At 71.3% G+C, this 19078-nt stretch carries 15 protein-coding genes; 9 read left to right on the forward strand and 6 right to left on the reverse strand.

Going from position 1 to position 19078, the window contains the following annotated elements:
- The 5 genes from H537_RS51740 to H537_RS0132925 all read left to right on the forward strand — a co-directional run.
- The coding region (locus tag H537_RS51740) for a response regulator (RefSeq protein WP_043461109.1) at nucleotides 1-3618 on the forward strand (3618 nt) is incomplete at its 5' end.
- Entirely contained in the window at nucleotides 3609-5900 is a 2292-nt protein-coding gene (locus H537_RS46875; protein ID WP_051244003.1) for a hybrid sensor histidine kinase/response regulator, read from the forward strand. The genes H537_RS51740 and H537_RS46875, both read left to right, overlap by 10 nt.
- Before the next feature lie 67 nt (nucleotides 5901-5967).
- Nucleotides 5968-6360 (forward strand): hypothetical protein, encoded by a 393-nt coding sequence (locus H537_RS0132915; protein WP_029001286.1) that lies wholly within the window; start codon nucleotides 5968-5970, stop codon nucleotides 6358-6360.
- Nucleotides 6361-6621 (forward strand): DUF5985 family protein, encoded by a 261-nt coding sequence (locus H537_RS0132920; RefSeq protein ID WP_029001287.1) that lies wholly within the window; start codon nucleotides 6361-6363, stop codon nucleotides 6619-6621.
- Between the two features lie 76 nt (nucleotides 6622-6697).
- Complete coding sequence (locus H537_RS0132925) at nucleotides 6698-6973, forward strand: DUF5985 family protein (protein ID WP_029001288.1); 276 nt, start codon at nucleotides 6698-6700, stop codon at nucleotides 6971-6973.
- Nucleotides 6974-7003: 30 nt separating this feature from the next.
- Here H537_RS0132925 and H537_RS46880 read toward each other — a convergent pair whose 3' ends face one another.
- Nucleotides 7004-8449: a dienelactone hydrolase family protein gene (locus H537_RS46880; RefSeq protein ID WP_051244006.1), complete on the reverse strand. Its 1446-nt coding sequence runs from the start codon at nucleotides 8447-8449 to the stop codon at nucleotides 7004-7006.
- Nucleotides 8450-8805: 356 nt separating this feature from the next.
- Here H537_RS46880 and H537_RS46885 point away from each other — a divergent pair, with 356 nt between their 5' ends.
- The 3 genes from H537_RS46885 to H537_RS0132945 all read left to right on the forward strand — a co-directional run bounded on the left by H537_RS46885 (nucleotide 8806) and on the right by H537_RS0132945 (nucleotide 12594).
- Nucleotides 8806-11031, forward strand: coding sequence for a 4Fe-4S binding protein (locus tag H537_RS46885; RefSeq protein WP_084151129.1), 2226 nt, complete (start codon nucleotides 8806-8808; stop codon nucleotides 11029-11031).
- A gap of 21 nt (nucleotides 11032-11052) precedes the next feature.
- Nucleotides 11053-12033, forward strand: coding sequence for an FAD:protein FMN transferase (locus H537_RS0132940; RefSeq protein ID WP_029001289.1), 981 nt, complete (start codon nucleotides 11053-11055; stop codon nucleotides 12031-12033).
- Nucleotides 12034-12159: 126 nt separating this feature from the next.
- Nucleotides 12160-12594 (forward strand): SRPBCC family protein, encoded by a 435-nt coding sequence (locus tag H537_RS0132945; protein ID WP_029001290.1) that lies wholly within the window; start codon nucleotides 12160-12162, stop codon nucleotides 12592-12594.
- A gap of 456 nt (nucleotides 12595-13050) precedes the next feature.
- On the opposite strand, the gene H537_RS0132950 is transcribed toward H537_RS0132945, so the two are convergent.
- From H537_RS0132950 to H537_RS49950, 5 genes are all read right to left on the reverse strand, one after another.
- The gene (locus H537_RS0132950; protein ID WP_029001291.1) at nucleotides 13051-13680 is read right to left on the reverse strand and encodes a response regulator; all 630 of its coding nucleotides are present in this window, start codon (nucleotides 13678-13680) and stop codon (nucleotides 13051-13053) included.
- Entirely contained in the window at nucleotides 13677-15092 is a 1416-nt protein-coding gene (locus H537_RS49945; protein WP_169517137.1) for a sensor histidine kinase, read from the reverse strand. The genes H537_RS0132950 and H537_RS49945 overlap by 4 nt, the downstream gene beginning before the upstream one ends.
- A gap of 92 nt (nucleotides 15093-15184) precedes the next feature.
- On the reverse strand, nucleotides 15185-15502 hold the full coding sequence (locus H537_RS0132960) for a DUF2149 domain-containing protein (protein ID WP_211235123.1): 318 nt from the start codon (nucleotides 15500-15502) through the stop codon (nucleotides 15185-15187).
- Entirely contained in the window at nucleotides 15499-15984 is a 486-nt protein-coding gene (locus H537_RS0132965; RefSeq protein ID WP_029001293.1) for a MotA/TolQ/ExbB proton channel family protein, read from the reverse strand. Before H537_RS0132965 ends, H537_RS0132960 begins: the two co-directional genes overlap by 4 nt.
- Nucleotides 15985-15987: 3 nt before the next feature.
- Entirely contained in the window at nucleotides 15988-16788 is an 801-nt protein-coding gene (locus tag H537_RS49950; RefSeq protein WP_051244011.1) for an SEL1-like repeat protein, read from the reverse strand.
- Between the two features lie 144 nt (nucleotides 16789-16932).
- Between H537_RS49950 and glgX the strand changes: the two genes are divergently transcribed.
- Nucleotides 16933-19065 (forward strand): glycogen debranching protein GlgX, encoded by a 2133-nt coding sequence (gene glgX, locus H537_RS0132975; protein ID WP_029001294.1) that lies wholly within the window; start codon nucleotides 16933-16935, stop codon nucleotides 19063-19065.
- Nucleotides 19066-19078: the final 13 nt, after the last annotated feature.

Consider the following 19078-nt stretch of genomic DNA (forward strand, 5'->3'; position numbering starts at 1 on the left):
GGCGGCCAGGCCGACGTGCAGGGCGTGGCCGGCACCTGGAAGGACCTCACCGAGAGCGTGAACTCCATGGCCGCCAACCTCACGGTGCAACTGCGCGACGTGTCGAAGGTGTCGGCGGCCATCGCCGGCGGCGACCTGACGCAGAAGATCACCGTGGACGTGCGCGGCGAGATCCTGCAGATCAAGAACGTGATCAACACCATGGTCGACCAGCTCTCGTCCTTCGCGGCCGAGGTCACGCGCGTGGCGCGCGAAGTCGGCACCGAAGGGCGGCTGGGCGGCCAGGCGCAGGTCAAGGGCGTGTCGGGCGTGTGGAAGGACCTCACCGACAACGTCAACTCCATGGCCGGCAACCTGACCTCGCAGGTGCGCGGCATCGCCAAGGTGGTGACGGCCGTGGCCGACGGCGACCTGCAGCGCAAGCTGACCGTGGAGGCCAAGGGAGAAATTGCGGCGCTGGCCGACACCATCAACTCCATGACCGACACCCTGGCCACCTTCGCCGACCAGGTGACCACCGTGGCGCGCGAGGTGGGCGTGGAAGGCAAGCTGGGCAACCAGGCCAAGGTGCCGGGCGCGGCGGGCACCTGGAAGGGCCTGACGGAGAACGTGAACCAGCTCGCGGCCAACCTCACGACGCAGGTGCGCGCCATCGCGGAGGTGGCGACGGCGGTGACCAAGGGCGACCTCACGCGCTCCATCACGGTGGAGGCGCAGGGCGAGGTGGCGGCGCTCAAAGACACCATCAACGAGATGATCCGCAACCTCAAGGACACCACGCAGAAGAACACCGAGCAGGACTGGCTCAAGACCAACCTGGCGAAGTTCTCGCGCATGCTCCAGGGCCAGCGCGACCTGGAGACGGTGGGCCGGATGATCCTGTCGGAGCTGGCCTCGGTGGTGGGCGCGCAGCAGGCCGAGTTCTACGTGCTCAGCGGCGGCGCGGAGGCGCCGCGCCTGAAGCTGCTGGCCAGCTACGCCTCCAGCGGCCAGGGCATGCACGGCAAGCAGATCGAGCTGGGCCAGGGCATGGTGGGCCAGTGCGCGCTGGACAAGAAGAAGGTGCTGCTCACCAACGTGCCCTCGGCCTCCTTCCGCATCGCCACCGGGCTGTCGGAGACCACGGCGATGGACGTGCTGGTGCTGCCCGTCATCTTCGAGGAGCGCGTGCGCGGCGTGATCGAGATGGCCTCGCTGCAGCGCTTCAACCCGGTGCACGAGGGCTTCCTGGAGCAGCTCACCGAGTCCATCGGCATTGTGATCAACACCATCGAGGCCAACACCCGCACCGAGGACCTGCTCAAGCAGTCGCAGTCGCTGGCGCACGAGCTGCAGCAGACCAACCAGGAGCTGCAGGAGAAGGCGCGGCTGCTGGCGCACCAGAACCAGGAGGTGGAGCGCAAGAACCGCGAGGTGGAGCAGGCGCGCCAGGCGCTGGAGGAGAAGGCCGAGCAGCTGGCGCTGACCTCCAAGTACAAGTCGGAGTTCCTGGCCAACATGTCGCACGAGCTGCGCACGCCGCTGAACTCGCTGCTGATCCTGTCGGACCAGCTGTGCAAGAACGCCGAGGGCAACCTCACCACGCGCCAGGTCGAGTACGCCAAGACCATCCACTCCTCGGGCAACGACCTGCTGATGCTGATCAACGACATCCTGGACCTGTCCAAGATCGAGTCGGGCACAGTGGCGGTGGACCTGTCGGAGCTGCGGCTGGAGGACCTGCAGCGCTCGGTGGAGCGCAGCTTCCGCCACTTCGCGGACTCCAAGCACCTGGGCTTCGGCATCGAGATCGCCGACGGCGCGCCCCCGTCCATGCTCACGGACGTGAAGCGGCTGCAGCAGATCATCAAGAACCTGCTGTCCAACGCCTTCAAGTTCACGCACCGCGGCCACGTGCACCTGCGCATCGGCACAGCGCCCGAGGGCTGGCTGCCGGAGAGCGAGGAGCTGCGCCGCGCCGGGCCGGTGATCAGCTTCGCGGTGTCGGACACGGGCATCGGCATCCCGGCGGAGAAGCAGCAGATCATCTTCGAGGCCTTCCAGCAGGCCGACGGCTCCACCTCGCGCAAGTACGGCGGCACCGGCCTGGGCCTGGCCATCAGCCGCGAGCTTTCCAAGCTGCTGGGCGGCGAGCTGCGGCTGGTGAGCACGCCGGGCGAGGGCTCGACCTTCACGCTGGTGCTGCCGCAGACGCTGAGCCTGCCGCGCAGCCAGCGCGCCATGCACCGTGACCGCGCCCCGGAGGCACCGCTGCAGCAACAGGTGCCGGCGCCGCGCCAGGCGCAGCAGCAACAGCAGGCCGCGGCCTGGGGCGCCGGGGCGCTGCTGGGCACGCTGCCCGCCGCGGTCGCGCCGGCGGACGGCTCCCGCCTGCTGCCGGCACCGGTGCCGGAGCCCGATCCCGACACCTTCGAGAACGTGGCCGACGACGACCGCCACCACCTCATGGCCGGTGACAACGTGCTGCTGATCGTGGAGAACGACCTGGGCTTCGCGCGCGTGATGCTCGACTCGGCGCGCCAGGCCGGCTTCAAGGGCCTGGTATGCACCACGGGCGCCAGCGCGCTGGGCCTGGCCTGCGAGTACCGGCCCTCGCTGCTGACGCTGGACATCCACCTGCCCGACATGCCGGGCTGGCGCATCCTGGAGCGGCTGCAGGCCGACGCGCGCACGCGTCACCTGCCGGTGTGCGTGATCTCCACCGACGACGCGCGCGAGCAGGCGCTGCAGGCCGGCGCGCTGAGCTTCATCGGCAAGCCGCTGCACTCCCGCGACGAGCTCGACGACGCCTTCGGCAAGCTGCACCGGTACGCGCAGCAGCCGGTGCGGCGGCTGCTGGTGGCGCTGCCCGACGGCGAGGCGCGGCGCACGCTGGCCGAGACGCTGCAGCAGGACGAAGGCGTGGAGCTGGCCTTCGCCGAGGACGCGGCTGCCGTGCGGGCGCAGCTGCGCGAGGCCGATGCGCTGGTGATCGACGCGGCGATGCAAGGCTTTGGGCCCGAGGACGTGCGCGAGGCCATGGAGTCGCACCCGCTGGGGCTGCAGCTGCCGGTGCTGCTGTGGAGCCCGGACGGCACCGACGCCGGCGTGTGGGAGCGCCAGCACGGCGGCTTCAGCCTGCGCCGCGCAGCCACGCCGCAGGAGCTGCTGGGCTACGCCTCGCTGGCGCTGCACCGCGCCGCGGCCGAGATGCCGGAGGCCGAGGCGCGCGCGGCGGAGGCCGTCACCGGCGGGCGCTGCTCGCTGCGCGGGCGCAAGGCGCTGATCGTGGACGATGACATGCGCAACATCTTCGCGCTGGCCACGGTGCTGGACGACCACGGCATGGAAATCGTCTCGGCCGACAACGGGCGCGAGGCCATCCGCATGGTGGAGAGCGACCCCTCCATCGAGATCGTGCTGATGGACATCATGATGCCGGAGATGGATGGGCTGACCACCATGCAGCACATCCGCCAGCTCCCGCGCGGGCGCGAGCTGCCCATGGTGGCCGTGACGGCCAAGGCCATGAAGGGCGACCGGCAGAAGTGCATCGAGGCCGGCGCCTGGGACTACCTGTCCAAGCCCGTGGACCCGGCGCACCTGCTGGGTGTGCTCAAGGGGTGGCTATGCCGCTGACGCCCAAGCCGCCGGGGGCACCGATGCCGCCCGCACCGCCCCCGGCCCGCTCCACCACGCCGACCATCACCACGCTGCCGGACGAGGACGAGGCCGTCACCAGCAGCATCCTCATCGTCGACGACCTGCCGGAGAAGCACCTGGTGTTCCGCGCGCTGCTGGAGGACCTGGGGCAGGAGCTGGTCTCCGCGTACTCCGGCGCCGAGGCGCTGCGCGAGGTGCTGCGGCGCGAGCTCGCGGTGATCCTGCTGGACGTGAACATGCCCGACATGGACGGGCTGGAGACGGCGCGGCTGATCCGCCAGTACAAGCGCGCGGCGCACACGCCCATCATCTTCATCACCGCCTACGCCGACGAGATGCAGACGCACCGCGGCTACGAGCTGGGCGCGGTGGACTACATCATGTCGCCGGTGGTGCCGCAGGTGCTGCGCTCCAAGGTGCAGGTGTTCGTGGACCTGCACGTGATGCAGCGCCGCGTGCGCCGCCAGGCCGAGCAGCGCGTGGCGCTGGTGGAGGCCGAGGCCGCGCGCCGCGCCGCGGAGCGCGCCACGTGGCGCTCCAACTTCCTGTCGCAGGTCAGCGGCGTGCTCAGCGCCTCGCTGGACGCCGAGGTCGCCATGCGCGGGCTGCTGGAGCTGGTGGTGCCGGCACTGAGCCCCTGCGCCGCGCTGCAGGTGTGCACTGCCACCACCGAGGCCACGCCGCAGCGGCTGCTGGTGGCGCGCGGCGACAGCGCGGGCCGGCCCGTGGCCTTTGCCGAGCACGCGCTGCACGAGATGGCGCCGCCCGTGCGCGAGGCCTTCATCCGTACGCTGTCCGAGCGGCAGCCCCAGGCGCTCGCGGAAGACCCGTGCGAGGCGCTGGACGAAGCCGAGGGCCACGCCGGCGCCACGCCCGCGCACCGGCTGCCGCACGGCGTGGTCATGCCGCTGCCGCACGGCACGCGCGTGCTGGGCGCGCTGTTCGTGGCGGCGCAGCCGGACCAGGAGCTGCTGCAGTCGCTGTGCGAGCGCGCGGCGCTGGCCCTGGAGAACGCGCGGCTGTACCGCACGCTGCAAGCCGAGATCGAGGAGCGGCGCCATGCGCAGGAGCAGCTCACGGCGCTGAACCGGCGCAAGGACGAGTTCCTGGCCATGCTTTCGCACGAGCTGCGCAACCCGCTGGCGCCGATCCGCAACGCGGTGGAGGTGATCCGCCGCATCGCGCCGGCGGGGCAGCCGCGGCTGTCCTGGGCCACGGACGTGATGGACCGCCAGGTGCGGCACATGACGGAGCTGGTGGAGGAGCTGCTGGACGTGGCCCGCATCAGCCAGGGCAAGATCAGCCTGCAGATGAAGCCCATCGACCTGCTGACGGTGGTGGCGCATGGCACCGAGACGGCGCGTCCGCTGCTGGACGGGCGCCGCCACCATCTGACGGTGCAGCTGCCCGCGGCGCCGGTGTGGCTGCGCGGCGACTTCGCGCGGCTGTCGCAGGTGGTGTCGAACCTGCTCAACAACGCCGCGAAGTACACGCACGAGGGCGGGCGCATCGAGCTGTCGCTGCAGGTGGCGCAGGGCCAGGCGGTGGTGAGCGTGCGCGACAACGGCATTGGCATCGAGGCCGCACTGCTGTCCACCGTGTTCGAGCTGTTCGAGCAGGGCCAGCGCTCGCTGGACCGCAGCCAGGGCGGGCTGGGCGTGGGCCTGACGCTGGTGCAGCGCCTGGTGCAGCTGCACCACGGCGACGTGGAGGCCCGCAGCGCCGGGCCGGGCCAGGGCTCGGAGTTCATCGTGCGGCTGCCCTGCCTGGCGGAAGTGGAGGCGCCCGCGCCGGCGCCGTCCGCGGATCCCGTGCAGGCCGCGGAGACCCGCGGCTGCCGGGTGCTGGCGGTGGACGACAACGTTGACGCGGCCGACACGGTGGCGATGTTCCTGCGCATGGAAGGCCACAGCGTGGAGACCGCGCACAGCGGGCCGGAGGCGGTGGAGCGGGCCAAGGCCTTCCAGCCCGAGGTGGTGCTGCTGGACATCGGGCTGCCGGGCATGGACGGCTTCGAGGTGGTGCGCCACCTGCGCGCCCTGCCCGCCACGCAGCACGCGCTGGTGATCGCGCTCACCGGCTACGGCCAGAAGTCGGACCAGGCGCAGGCGCGGCAGGCGGGCTTCGACCACCACCTGGTGAAGCCGGCGGACATCGCGGCGCTGGCGGCGCTGATCGCGCAGTGGCGCGCGCAGCAGGGCGCGGGCATCGAGGGGAGTGCCGGCGCCGGTGGCCGCGGCGCCCAGGGCGCGACGTGAGCGCCGGGGTGGCGGCCGCCCGCCGGCGCGTCGGCGGGCGCGCGGCGGGCCTGGCGGAGGCGCTGGCTTGAGCCCAGACGACGCGCTGCCGGACGACCTGCGGCGCTTCATCCTCACCAGCGTTCCGTCGGTGCCCTTCCTGGAGGCGCTGCTGCTGCTGCGCGGCCGGCCCGACTACGCGTGGCCGGTGGCCGAGGTGGCGCGTGCGCTGTACGTGCCGGAGGCCACGGCGGAAGGCGTGGCGCAGGCGCTGCGCGAGGTGGGCCTGGTGGAGCCCGAGGCCGCCGAGGCGCAGCGGCTGCATTACCGGCCCCGCGACGCGGCGCTGGCGGCGATGGTGGACCGCCTGGCCGAGGCCTACCGCGTGGACCTGATCGGCGTGACCAAGCTGATCCACGACCGCGTGCAGAAGAACGCCACGCGCTTCGCCGACGCTTTCTGCCTGCGAAAGGGAAACTGAATGGCCCAAGCCATCTATTCGCTGTGCGCGCTCACCGCGCTGCTGTGCGCGGGGTTGCTGCTGCGCGCCTATGCGCGCACGCGCTTCAGGCTGCTGCTGTGGAGCGGGCTGTGCTTCGTGGGCCTGACGGCCAACAACCTGCTGCTGGTGCTGGACCGGCTGGTGTTCCGCGACCTGGACCTGAGCCTGGCGCGGCTGCTGGTGGCGCTGGGCTCGGTGCTGCTGCTGGTGGTGGGCATGCTGCTGGAGCACGACACGTGAGCGCCCCCGCACGGCCGTTCCGAAGGGGGCGATCCGTCCCGCTTGGCGGGACCGCGCGCAGCGCGAGGGTGCACCCATGAACACCGAGCCGCTGGCGCCGATGCTGCTGGGCGCGATCGCCTGCGCGTCCTTCATCGCCGCGCTGCTGTTCTGGCGCTACTGGCGCAGCAGCGGCGACCGCTTCTTCCTGCTGCTGGGCGCGTCGTTCCTGGTGGAGGCGCTCAACCGCGTGCACATGGCCCTGCGCCCGGCCAACGACGAGAGCGAGCCCATCACGTACCTGGTGCGGCTGCTGGCCTACGGGCTGATCCTGGTGGCGATCTGGGACAAGAACCGGCAGGGGCGGCGCTGAGGTGCCAACGCCCGCCGCGCCGGGCCCGGCTCAGGGCTCCGCCGCCCACACCACCCCCTGGTCCACCGCGTACAGCCTGCAGCCCTGGTGCGCCTTGTTGCACTGCTCCAGGGCATGGGCCAGCGGATCGGGGCCCAGCGCGGCGGCGTTCCAGGCGCCGTCCGGCGCGATGACGAAGGCCTTGGGGCGGCGCAGCTCCAGGTACTTCAGCCAGCCCTGGCGGCCGGACTCGTTGACGAAGGGAATGGCGGGCGCCTCTTCCGGCACCGCGGGCCGCAGCGCCGGCGGCGCGGGCGTGGGACGCACCCAGGACACGTGGTCGTCCACCGCGTAGACCTGGCAGTGGCGCGAGCGCGCCCGGCACTCCTTCAGGCCGCGGCCCACCGGGTCGAAGCCGCCGTAGAAGGCGGCCGCGTAGGTCGGCGACACGATGTAGGCCCGGGGCATGGGCCGCTCCAGGAAGCGGCGATAGTGCTCGTGCCCCTTGTCGCTCAGGTAGGGCACGGCCTCCACGTCGTCGAGGGCGGCGTGGCCCGAAGGGGGCGGGAAGTCCTGCGGCAGGTACTGCGGATGCGCGATGGCCGCGGGCAGGCCGAGCTGGCGCAGGAAGGCGTCCGTCTTGGGCGCCCAGATCGGCAGGCCCTCGGGATAGACCAGCAGGTGGTGCGCATCCTTCATGAAGGGCCCGAAGGCCTCCATCTGCGCCTTCGCGCCCATGGCGGTGTAGCGCGAGAGCATGGCCTGCCACACCGGCGGGCCGAAGTAGCTGTCGTTCTCGCCGTAGAACCAGATCGAGGGCACGCGGGTGGAGGCGCCAAAGCGCTCGGCCCCGCGCGCCAGCGCGGCGGCGGAGGACGGGCAATTGGAGATGTTCATGCCGCCGGCGAAGTTGACCAGGCCCTTGACCCGCGGATCGCCCAGCGTGCCGTAGGCCAGCGTGTTCCAGCCGCCGATGCTCTGGCCGGCCATGACGGTGCGGCTGGCGTCGATGCCGGGCTGCGTGGCCAGGAAGTCCAGCACGGCCTGGATGTCGCGCGCGTTGTCCAGGCCGACGCGCTCCTGGTTGCAGCCGAAGGGCCTCATCTCGCCTTCCGAGCCGGCGTAGCCGCGCAGCATGGGCAGCGCCACGGCGTAGCCGCGCGAGAGAAAGTAATAGGCGGCGAAGGTGTGGACGTAGCGCGGCACCTGCGCGCGCGGCGTCTTGCCCGCGGCGCCGTGGTTCACCACCGCCAGCGGAAAGGGCCCCGGCCCGTCGGGCTGCAGCAGCGTCACCACCAGGCGCACGCTGCGCTGCAGGTCCACGGGGACCATCAGCACGCGCTCGTTCATCGAGGCTTCGGGCGCGGCGGTGCTGGGGACAGTGGTGCTGGAAGCGGCGGCGGCGTCAGGCTCGGCAGCGGGGCTCGCCGGGGACAGGCCGGCCAGGGCGGCTGCCCACAGCGCGCCGGCCAGGAGGCGGCGGAAGTTTCTTTTCATGTCGCGCCGATTCTTCGCGCGCGGCGCGGGCGGGACGGCGGCGGCCGTTCACGCAGGCCTGGAGACTGCCTGCTTTTTCACGCATTTCCGATTTCCGCGGCCCGCACGCCGGCTCAGCCGGGACCTGGGCGCTTCAGCGCGCTCGCAGGAAAGCGAATGGCCCGCGCACGCTGGCCTGGAACCCGGGCGATTTGCCCGGCATCGTGCCGGCAAATTCCCTTCGCATGCATTCCTGGAATTTCGGCCAGCCTGCCCGTATTACCCTGAGCCACCGGTTGCAATCGGGCTCCCTACAGATGATCGAGCCTCGACGGCAACGATAACCTTGAGTACGTTGCCTTGGGGCAAAAATCACGATGACGGGCCACCATCCAACAAACACCTGTCCGGCATTCAAATGCGGAACTTGGCAGATCGCCGCCCTGGCACTGCTGATGGCCCTGGCATCCTGGTGCCCGCTATCTTGGGCAGGCATCCTGGATAAATCGGAAATCGAGCGGCGCTTCAGCCATCCTTACCGGGTGGAGGAAAAGCTGTCGAACGTCCCTGTCTGGCCTGTCACCAGCCCGCTCGAACAAAACCTCGGACCGGCACTCTACGTTTTCGAATCCATCGACATCGCGCCATTGCCGGGTTTCGAGGGCAACCCCATGAATTTTCTCATTGCCATCGACCGCAAGGGAAACTTCGTGGACGTGGAGCTCCTGCAGCAGCGCGAGCCTGTTTTCACCTTCCGCGATCTTGGCGGTCAGAAGGATCGTCCGCTGAAGGAATTCATTGCGCAATATCCCGGCCACAGCATTTCGGACCAATACCTGATCGCCCAGGACGCCGCGCGCAACAAGAACGGCGGCCCCGCCCGCAGCCACGCCGGCCAGACGACCCTCGACGGTGTCGCCAAGGCCACCACCTCCATCCGCATCATCAACCAGACCGTGCTCACCGCCGCGCTGGAGGTCGCGCGGGCGCGCCTGGGCTTTGCCAACCACCAGCAGGCGGGCCCGCCCGCCCAGGTCAGGAGCGATGCATTTGAAGCAGCCAGCTTCGACGCGCTGGTGCGAAACGGCTCCATCGGCCATTTGCGCCTGACCCATGCCGAAGCGGAAAAGCTGTTTGCCGGCACCGAGGGCGAGGGATCGGATACCTACGGAATTTCGCATCCCGAAGAAACCTTCGTCGAGCTCTACGTGGCGTACCTCAACGTCCCCACCATCGGGCACGCCGTGCTGGGCCGGGAACAATATGAGCAGGTCATGGCGCGCAATTTCGATCACCAGCATCTCTGGTGGGTCGGAACCCGCGGGCGCTTTGTCCTGGCCGATGAAGACTTCCTGCCCGGGGCCCAATCGTCCCGCCTGGCCATGGCGCAGGACGGGATGTTCCTGGAGTTTCGCGACCAGGGACTGGAACCCCGCCAGGCCGGCGGCCTGAAAGATCTGAATTCCTCGCGGCTGTTCGGCGTGAACGCCGATGCCCATCTGGACCCGGCGCGGCCTGCCGAATTCCGGCTCACGTTCAGCCGGTCCAGAGGCACGGTCCTGTCCGCCATCACCCACCAGAGCGCGACGCTCGCCCATTCACCGCCGGCGCGGTATTTCAGCTACCCGCCCAAACCCTGGCCCGAATGGTTGCTCGCCTGGCAGGCGCGCGCGGTCGATATAGGCGTGCTGCTGGCGGCATTTAGCCTGCTGAGCCTGGTGCTGGCCCGACCCCGCTGGTGGTCCGTTTCGGCACGGCGGCTGGCGCTGTTCCGCAGGGGCTTCCTGGCCTTCACCCTGATCTATGTCGGGTGGCATGCGCAAGGGCAGTTGTCGGTCGTGCAGATCACGGGGCTGATCAAGGCCCTGATGGGCGGCCATGGGCTGTCGAACTTCCTGTACGACCCGATCAGCCTGGTGCTGATGGCCTTCACCGGCATCACGTTCTTCCTGTGGGGACGGGGCGCCTTCTGCGGCTGGCTGTGCCCGTTCGGCGCCTTGCAGGAATTCGTGGGCCTGCTGGCGCAGCGGCTGCGCATCCCGCAACTGGACCTGCCGCCGCGGCTGGCTCGCCGCCTGGGGTGGAGCCGCTACGCCGTCCTGGCCACATTGGTCGTGGCGGCCTTCCTGTTCCCGACGCTGGGCGAGACGCTCAACGAGGTCGAGCCCTTCAAGACCACCATCACGCTCGGATTCGACCGGCCCTGGCCCTTTGTCGCCTATGCCGTGGCACTGCTGCTGCTGGCGGCGGCCTACTACAAGTTCTTCTGCCGCGTGCTGTGCCCGCTGGGTGGGGCCATGTCCCTGGGCGGCAAGCTCAGGCGGCTGAACTGGCTGCCGCGCCGCGCCGAGTGCGGCAAGCCCTGCCAGCGCTGCAAGACGGCCTGCCGCTACGACGCCATCGAGCCCTCCGGCGCGGTGCGCTGGGACGACTGCTTCCAGTGCCTGGACTGCGTGGGCATCTACCACGACGCGCAGCGCTGCGTGCCCGTCATCGTCCACCACCGCACCGGCAGGCACCTGGCCGGACAGGCCGCGGCGACGCGGGCGGCCGGGCCCTCGCCGCACGCCAACGCCTCTGAGCAACCGACCCCGACCTGCTGAACCCCTGGCCGAGCACACACCATGCAACGACGAACGCTCCTGTTAGCACCGCTGGGCTGCCTGCCCCTGACCACCGCCCGCTCCGCGCCATCGCCACTGCAGCGGCCATGGCACAGCCGCCACCTGCAGGGCCTGGGCACCCAGCTGCACCTGCAGGTGGCGCACGCCGACCCGGCCCGGGCGGAGAAGGCGCTGTCGGCGGCCCAGGCGGTGCTGCGCAAGGTCGAGGACGCCATGAGCCTGTTCAATGCTGATAGCGAGCTGCAGCGGCTCAACCGCACCGGGCGGTTGTCCAGGCCGAGCGGCCACCTGCTGGCCGTGCTGCGCGAAGCCCAGTGGGTGGCCGAGCGCAGCCGGGGTGCCTTCGACGTCACGGTGCAGCCGCTGTGGCAGCTGTCCGACGCCGCCCGCCAGGCCGGCCGCCTGCCCACCGCTGCCGAACGCACGCAGGCCCTGGGCCTGGTGGGCTGGCGGGGCCTGAAGGTCAGCGAGCGGGCCATCGAGCTCGCCCGCCCCGGCATGGCTGTCACGTTGAACGGCATCGCGCAGGGCTACGCGGCCGATGCCGTGCGCGCCACGCTGCGCTCGCACGGCATCGAGCACGCACTCATCGATACCGGCGAATTCGGCAGCCTGGGACGCAGCCCGCGCGGCGGGGCCTGGACCCTGGGCGTGGAAGACCCTCACCACACGGGCCGGCTGATCGCCGCGCTGGCGCTGGACGGCAGAAGCCTGGCCACCTCGGCCGACAACCGCAGCGCCTTCACGCCGGACCACCGCCATCACCACATCCTCGATCCGTCCACGGGCGACTCCCCCACCGCCCTGAGCAGCGTCAGCGTGGCCGCGCCCAGCGCCATGCGGGCCGACGCACTCACCAAGGTCATGTTCATGGCCCGGCCGGCGCTCATCGCGCAGCTGGCCCGGCACTGGCAGGTCGGCGTGCTGTGGGTCGACAAGCAGGGCCGGTGGGGCGCCACGCCGGATCTCCGGCTGGCCTGAGCGGCGGGCGGCGCCCGCCGCGGCCACCAGCGCTTCATTTCAATGTCCCAAGGCAATCGGGGGGCGGTATGGCCTCGGGACATCAGCACCGCCGCCCCTCCATAAAACCCAGAAAGGCACCTGCCCATGTTCACCAAGCAAGCCATCACCAAGAAGCTCGACACCTCCACCGCCAAGGCCTGGCACGCCATCCGCGGCATCGAAGGCCTGGACCGCTGGTTCCCGATCATCGGGAGCTGCCGCGTCGAGGGCAGCGGCGTCGGCGCCCAGCGCCACATGACGCTGGAGGGCGGGCAGATCACGGACCTCATCGAGGCCGTCGACGACGAGCGCAAGCGCTTCGTCTACCTGCGCACGACTTCGCCGTTCCCGGTGACCCACTACCGCGGGACCGTGGAGATCTTCGACTCCTACGACGGCCAGGCGGTTCTGAGCTGGACCATCGACTTCGAATCCCGGCCCGAGGACAGCGAGGCCGTCGCCGCGCTGGTCAAGGGCGCCATCTCCGACGGCATCGACGGCATGGAGCGGGAGCTGCGGGAAGCGACGGTCAGCGCCTGATTGCAGTTCTCGACAGCGACTCAAGAATCCCGTCACACCCACGAAGGCGCAGTGCTGTCCGGGGAAGTTGGTGGCATCCCGTCAGCCAAGCCGTATCGCACCCTGCTTCGTCATCCCGGCGCAGGCCGGGATCCACGAACGCCGCAGCGTCTCCCAGAGCCGCATTTCCACGTGCCGGCGCCTGCCACGCCACTGCCTTGGTGCGCGTGGATCCCGGCCTGCGCCGGGATGACGGGCCAGGGTGCGTACCACAGCAGCTCGCGGGATACGCCTGTTCCTGTTTCCCCGGACAGCACTGGACGAAAGCCGGGATGACGACTTCCTGGGCTGGCGGCCTGCGTCGCAGCCGGCAAGGCAAATCGGTTTCCGACTTCCCCGGACAGCAATGCGCCTTCGCGGGCATGACGGAATCACGTCACTGGCAATGGCAAATTGGAATGAGAGCGCGCCCCGCGCCTACGCCGTCCACCCGTTCTGCCAGGCCAGGCGCGCCAGCTCGAAGTCGCTGCTGGTGCCGAGCTTGGCCTTCACCTGGTAGTGCAGGTTGTGGACGGTCTTGACGCTCAGCGCCAGCGCTTGCGCGATCTCCTGCGGGCTGCGGCCCGTCACCAGCGCGCGCATGACCTCGAACTCGCGCGGCGACAGCCCGTGCGCGGCCGGCGGCTGGGGCTGCAGCAGCAGCGCCGCTACCTCGCCGGCGATGTCGGCACTGATCAGCCGCCGGCCCTGGCTCACCTGGCGCACGCCCTGGACGAGCTCCTGCGGCGGGCTGCTCTTGGTCACGTAGCCCAGGGCGCCCGCGCGCAGCGCCTGCGCGGCCCACACCGGGTCGCGGTGCATGCTGAAGGCCAGCACGCGGCAGGCGGCGTCGCGCTGGCGCAGGCGCTGGATCAGCTCCAGCCCGCCCAGCCCGGGCAGCGCCAGGTCCACCACCAGCACGTCCACCGGCTGCTCGCGCCAGGCCTGCAGCGCCTGCGTGCCGTCCCCGGCCTCGGCCACCACCTGCATGTCGCCCTGCAGCTCCAGCAGGCGGCGGTAGCCCTCGCGCACCACGGCATGGTCGTCCACCAGCATCACGCGGATCACGGCATCTCCTCCTCTTGCGGCGCCGCAACCGCGGCGCCCTCTTCCAGGTCTTCCCGCAGCGGCAGCCACGCCCGCAGGCCCAGGCCGCCGGCGGCGCAGCGCTCCCACTCCAGCCGCCCGCCCAGCGCCAGCACGCGCTCGTGCAGGCCCAGCAGGCCGTGGCCCGATGCCGGCGGCAGCGCCGAGGCGGCGCCGGGGCCGTCGTCGGCCACGCTCACGTGCAAGGCGCCCGGCTCGCGCCGCAGTGCCACCACGGCGTGCTGCGCGCCGCTGTGGCGCTGCGCGTTGGTCAGCGCCTCCTGCACGATGCGGTAGACGTGGATGTCGTGGTCCGGCGGCAGCGGCACCCAGGGCTGCGGCAGCTCCAGCCGCACGTGCAGCTCACTGCCGTCGGCGCGCCGGCGCGGCAGGCTCGCCAGCGACTGCAGCGCCACCGCCAGGCCGAAGCGGTCCAGCGCCTGCGGGCGCAGGTCGGCCAGCACGCGCTGCAGGCCGTCCAGCAGCTGCGCGGTGGTGCGCGCCATGGCCTGCGCGCTGGCGGCGGCCTGCGGCAGCGCCTGCGTCATCAGGCTCATCGCCGCGGCCTCGGCCTGCAGCGCGGTCAGGCTCTGCCCCATTTCGTCGTGCAGCTCGCGCGCCAGGCGGCGGCGCTCGGCCTCGCGCGCCTGCAGCAGGTGCAGGCTGAGCTGCTGCTGCCGGCGGCGCAGCTCGGTCAGATGCTCGGCCAGGTCGTTGAAGCCCTGGCCGATGTGCTCCAGCTCGCGCAGCCGCATGGGCGGCAGGCGCACCTGCAGGTCATCGGCGGCCAGCCGCGCAAGCGCGCCCAACACCTGGTTGGCCGGCGCCAGCGAGCGCGCCACCAGGCGCGAGGCCAGCCACAGCATGGACATCAGCCCCGCCGCCGCCGCGGCCAGCAGCGCCCAGCGCTGCCAGAGCCGGCGCCCTTCCAGCGCCCAGTGCGGCTGCACCTCCACCGTGGCGACCTTCACGCCCTCCGACAGCGTCAGCGTGAGCGTCGTTTGCCACGCGCCGGGCGGGCCGCCGGCCAGCACGCGCGCCAGCCGTGCCGACGTCGCGTCGGGGTCATCGACCCTTGGCAGGCAGCCGGCATCGAGCACGCGGCCGTAGATGTCCACCACCTCGGCGCAGAAGGGCGCGAGCTGCGCCAGTGTCTCCAGCGGCTGCAGCGTGACGCTGCGGCCGCTGCGGTCGAAGGCGCTGGCGTGCCGCGCCAGGTCGTCGGCCAGCAGCTGGGTCGCCAGCATCGCGGTGCTGGGCAGCGCCTGGGCATTGCGCTGGCGCCACTCCCGCCAGTCGCCCCAGGCCAGCACCGCCACTACCGCCAGCGCCACGGCCCCCAGGCGCCAGCGCAGGGCACGGCCGAGGAGGAGCAGCGGGGGACGGGAGGGCATGGGGGGCGGCAGCGCTTCGGATGCGGCGGACTGGGCGGCGTGATGCATGGGGGGCGGCATCTTGCACCAGCGCCACGGCGGCACCGCCGGCCTCACTCCGGCACGTACACCATCGACCCATCCTCCAGCCGGTACGCCACGCCGGCCTTGACGCCGCCGCTGCCGCCGCCCGCCGTCCCCTCGGCCGCCTTGAAGCGCTCCACGCGCTGGCCGTCCTTGATCACCACCTGCATGTCGGGCCGGCCGGCGTTGCGGATCACGGTCACCTTGTCGGCGGTGAAGGGGTTCAGCGGATGGCTCGCCATGGCCAGCAGCAGCGCGGCGATCAGCACCAGGAACACGTCGATGAGGTTGACCAGCGACAGCACCGGGTCCTCGTCCTCCTCGGCCAGCAGGCGCTCGCGGATCACGGCCGCGCCTCCGGGGCAGCCAGCGCCTGCAGCTCGCCGGCGTACCAGCGCCGGCGCACCTGGGCGATGGTGTAGGTGATGGCCGCGGCGATGAGCGCCAGGATCACGGCCGAGAAAGCCATGGTCAGGCCCCGCGCCACGGCGTCGAGCTGGCCGCCGGCCAGGGCCTGCAGCGCCGGGCCCATGGGGATCATGGTCGCCACCAGGCCCAGCATCGGCGCCACGCGGGTGCTCACGCGCACCAGCTCCAGCCGCCGCAGCGCCAGCAGCTCCAGCGCCGCGGCGTCGAGCTCGGGCCGCAACGCGCGGGCCTGGTGCAGCTCGAAGGCCGCGGGCACGCCGCGGCGGCGCTGCAACGCCTGCAGCACGCAGGCGCCCAGCGCGAAGAAGGCATAGGCGAAGAGCGCCGCGATGCCCAGCAGCACCGGCAGCAGGAACAGCTGGCTCAGGCCGTACATCGCCCCGTCCACGGTGGTGTGCATGGCTCAGGCCCCCTTCGCGGCCAAGGCGTTGGGCACGCGGACGGCGCCGGCCTCCACCTGGCTGCGCCGGCCCCGGCGGCGCTGGTGCCAGGCGCCCGCGCCGGCCAGGGCCAGCACGCCCAGCCCTAGCCCGGCGGCCTCGCCGGGCAGCCCGGGCAGCGCCTCGGCCGCCTGCTTCACCAGGCGCTGCGCCGTGGCCTGGGCGGCGGCGACGGCGCCCGGCACCGGGCCCACGCCCTCGCCGCGCTGGTTGCGCGAGCCGGTGTGGTGGCCGGTGCGCAGGAAGGTCTTAGCGTCCTCGCTGCCCAGCGCGGCGGAGCGCTCGAACCACTTGCGCGCCTCGGCCTCGTTGCGCTCCACGCCGTTGCCCTCGTACAGCGCCGTGGCGTAGTGCAGGCTGCCCAGGGCGGCGTAGCCCTCGTCGCCGGCGCTCTCGGCCGCCTGCTTGTAGAGGGCGGCAGCGGCGGCCGGGTCGCGCGGCACGCCGGAGCCGTCCTCCAGCAGCAGGCCCTTCCAGATCATGGCGCCGCCGTAGCCCTTAGCGATGCACTTGTCGAAGATCCGGTGCGCCGACGCGAAGTCGCCGCACTTGGCGGCGAAGTAGCCGTAGCTGCAGGTGACCATGCCCGCGGGCTGCTCCACCCAGTACTCCAGCGACAGGGTGCTGACCTCGCGGGCGAGCGGGTCGCTGGCGCCGGGGTCGGCGGGCGAAGGGCCGCCGCAGTGGCCGGCAGCCTGGGCGGCGGCGCCCAGCAAAGCCAGAACAAGCGCCGCGGCGGCGCGATGCAGGTGGTCGAAAGGCATGGAACGCGGGCCGCGGTCGGCCGTGTGAGGCAATGCGGCCACTGTGCGCGTCGCCCCAGGCCGTGGGACAGAGCAGCTTGCTCAGCCGTACCCGGGCAAATTGCCCGCCGTCGCAGGCGTCCCATTTGCTCAAGCGCCTCGGCCATGAGCCGAGAGACCCCCATCACCACCGTCTGGCCCGGGCGGCCGTATCCCCTGGGCGCAACCTGGGACGGCGAGGGCGTGAACTTCGTGCTGTTCTCCGAGCACGCCCAGGAAGTGCACCTGGCGATCTTCGACCCCAGCGGGCGGCGCGAGCGCCAGCGCATCCGGCTGCGGGAACGCACCGACGACCTCTGGCACTGCTACCTGCCCGAGGCCCGTCCCGGGCTGGCCTACGGCTACTACGTGCGCGGCCCCCACAAGCCCGAGGAAGGGCACCGCTTCAACCACCACAAGCTGCTGCTCGACCCCTACGCCAAGGACTTCATCGGCCGCCTGCGCTGGAACGACTCGCTCTGGGGCTACTCCCTGGGCCACCGCAAGGGCGACCTCTCCCTCGACCGCCGCGACAGCGCCAGCTTCATGCCCAAGTGCCGCGTGCTGGAGCCCGCCTTCACCTGGGACAGCGACCGGCGCCCCGACATTCCCTGGACCGACATGGTCATCTACGAGATGCACGTGCGCGGCTTCACCATGCGCCACCCCGAGGTGCCCGACGCGCTGCGCGGCACCTACGCCGCCCTGGCCACCGCGCCCGTCATCACCTACCTCAAGCGGCTGGGCGTCACCACGCTGGAGCTGCTGCCCGTGCACACCAACGTCAACGACCACTACCTGGCGCAGCGCGGACTGCAGAACTACTGGGGCTACAACACCCTGGGCTTCTTCGCGCCGGAGATGCGCTACAGCGCCTCGGAAAAGGTCAAGGAGTTCAAGACCATGGTGCGCACGCTGCACGCGGCGGGCATCGAGGTGATCCTGGACGTGGTCTACAACCACACCTGCGAGGGCAACCAGATGGGGCCCACGCTGTCCATGCGCGGCATCGACAACGCCGCCTACTACATGCTCGGCGCCGAGCGCCGCTACTACGCCGACTACACCGGCTGCGGCAACACCCTCAACCTCGAACACCCGCGCGTGCTGCAGCTGGTCATGGACTCGCTGCGCTACTGGGTCGACGAAATGCACGTGGACGGTTTCCGCTTCGACCTGGCCTCCGCGCTGGCGCGCGAGGGCGGCGTGGTGCAGCACCTGGGCGGCTTCTTCGACGTCATCCGCCAGGACCCGGTGCTCAACAAGGTGAAGCTGATCGCCGAGCCCTGGGACCTGGGCGCCGGCGGCTACCAGGTGGGCAACTTCCCGCCCGGCTGGGCCGAGTGGAACGACCGCTACCGCGACGGCATGCGCGCCTACTGGAAGGGCGACGGCGGGCTCATCGGCGAGTTCGCGCGCCGCCTCACCGGCTCCTCCGACCTCTACGGCCGCTCGGGCAAGAAGCCGCACGCCAGCATCAACTTCATCACTGCCCACGACGGCTTCACGCTGCACGACCTCGTGGCCTACAACGCCAAGCACAACGAGGCCAACGGCGAGGACAACCGCGACGGCAGCGACAACAACCGCTCCTGGAACTGCGGCGCCGAGGGGCCCACGGACGACGCGGCCGTCGTGGCGCTGCGCGAGCGCCAGCAGCGCAACTTCCTGGCCACGCTGTTCCTGTCGCAGGGCGTGCCCATGCTGCTGGCCGGCGACGAGATCGGCCGCACCCAGGGGGGCAACAACAACGCCTACTGCCAGGACAACGAGACCAGCTGGCTGCACTGGGACCTCACGCCCGCGCAGGAGGCGCAGCTGCGCTTCACGCAGCTGCTCATCGGCCTGCGCCGCGGCCACCCCACCTTCCGCCGGCGCGACTTCTTCGACGGCCGCCCGCTCTTCGGCGGCCAGCTCAAGGACGTGCTCTGGCTCAAACCCGACGGGCGCGAGATGACGCCCCAGGAGTGGGAGCACGAGCATGCGCGCTGCCTGGGCATGTACCTCGCCGGCGCGGCCATCAACGACGTGGGCCGGCGCGGGCGGCCGATCTACGACGACGACTTCCTCATCGCCTTCAACGCCGACGCCGAGGAAGTGCCCTTCACCATCCCGGACATCCCCGGGGAGGACTGGCGCGTGCTCATCGACACCTTCGAGCCCGAGGGCCTGGGCGACGGTCTGCTGCGTGCCGGCCAGCGCTACGCCCTGCGGGGCCGCTCGCTGGTGGTGCTCACGCGGCCCATGGTGACGGTGTGACGCCTTTCTTCGC

It is taken from the genome of Azohydromonas australica DSM 1124 (assembly GCF_000430725.1).
In the GTDB taxonomy this organism is placed as follows: Bacteria; Pseudomonadota; Gammaproteobacteria; order Burkholderiales; family Burkholderiaceae_C; genus Azohydromonas; species Azohydromonas australica.

What these genes read in the sequence shown, in the direction of transcription:
- H537_RS46875 (WP_051244003.1), top strand. Translation starts at nt 3,609, where the DNA reads ATGCCGCTGACGCCCAAGCCGCCGGGGGCACCGATGCCGCCCGCACCG.
- H537_RS0132920 (WP_029001287.1), top strand. Translation starts at nt 6,361, where the DNA reads ATGGCCCAAGCCATCTATTCGCTGTGCGCGCTCACCGCGCTGCTGTGC.
- H537_RS0132925 (WP_029001288.1), top strand. Translation starts at nt 6,698, where the DNA reads ATGAACACCGAGCCGCTGGCGCCGATGCTGCTGGGCGCGATCGCCTGC.
- H537_RS46880 (WP_051244006.1), bottom strand. Translation starts at nt 8,449, where the DNA reads ATGAAAAGAAACTTCCGCCGCCTCCTGGCCGGCGCGCTGTGGGCAGCC.
- H537_RS46885 (WP_084151129.1), top strand. Translation starts at nt 8,806, where the DNA reads ATGACGGGCCACCATCCAACAAACACCTGTCCGGCATTCAAATGCGGA.
- H537_RS0132940 (WP_029001289.1), top strand. Translation starts at nt 11,053, where the DNA reads ATGCAACGACGAACGCTCCTGTTAGCACCGCTGGGCTGCCTGCCCCTG.
- H537_RS0132945 (WP_029001290.1), top strand. Translation starts at nt 12,160, where the DNA reads ATGTTCACCAAGCAAGCCATCACCAAGAAGCTCGACACCTCCACCGCC.
- H537_RS49945 (WP_169517137.1), bottom strand. Translation starts at nt 15,092, where the DNA reads ATGCCCTCCCGTCCCCCGCTGCTCCTCCTCGGCCGTGCCCTGCGCTGG.
- H537_RS0132965 (WP_029001293.1), bottom strand. Translation starts at nt 15,984, where the DNA reads ATGCACACCACCGTGGACGGGGCGATGTACGGCCTGAGCCAGCTGTTC.
- H537_RS49950 (WP_051244011.1), bottom strand. Translation starts at nt 16,788, where the DNA reads ATGCCTTTCGACCACCTGCATCGCGCCGCCGCGGCGCTTGTTCTGGCT.
- glgX (WP_029001294.1), top strand. Translation starts at nt 16,933, where the DNA reads ATGAGCCGAGAGACCCCCATCACCACCGTCTGGCCCGGGCGGCCGTAT.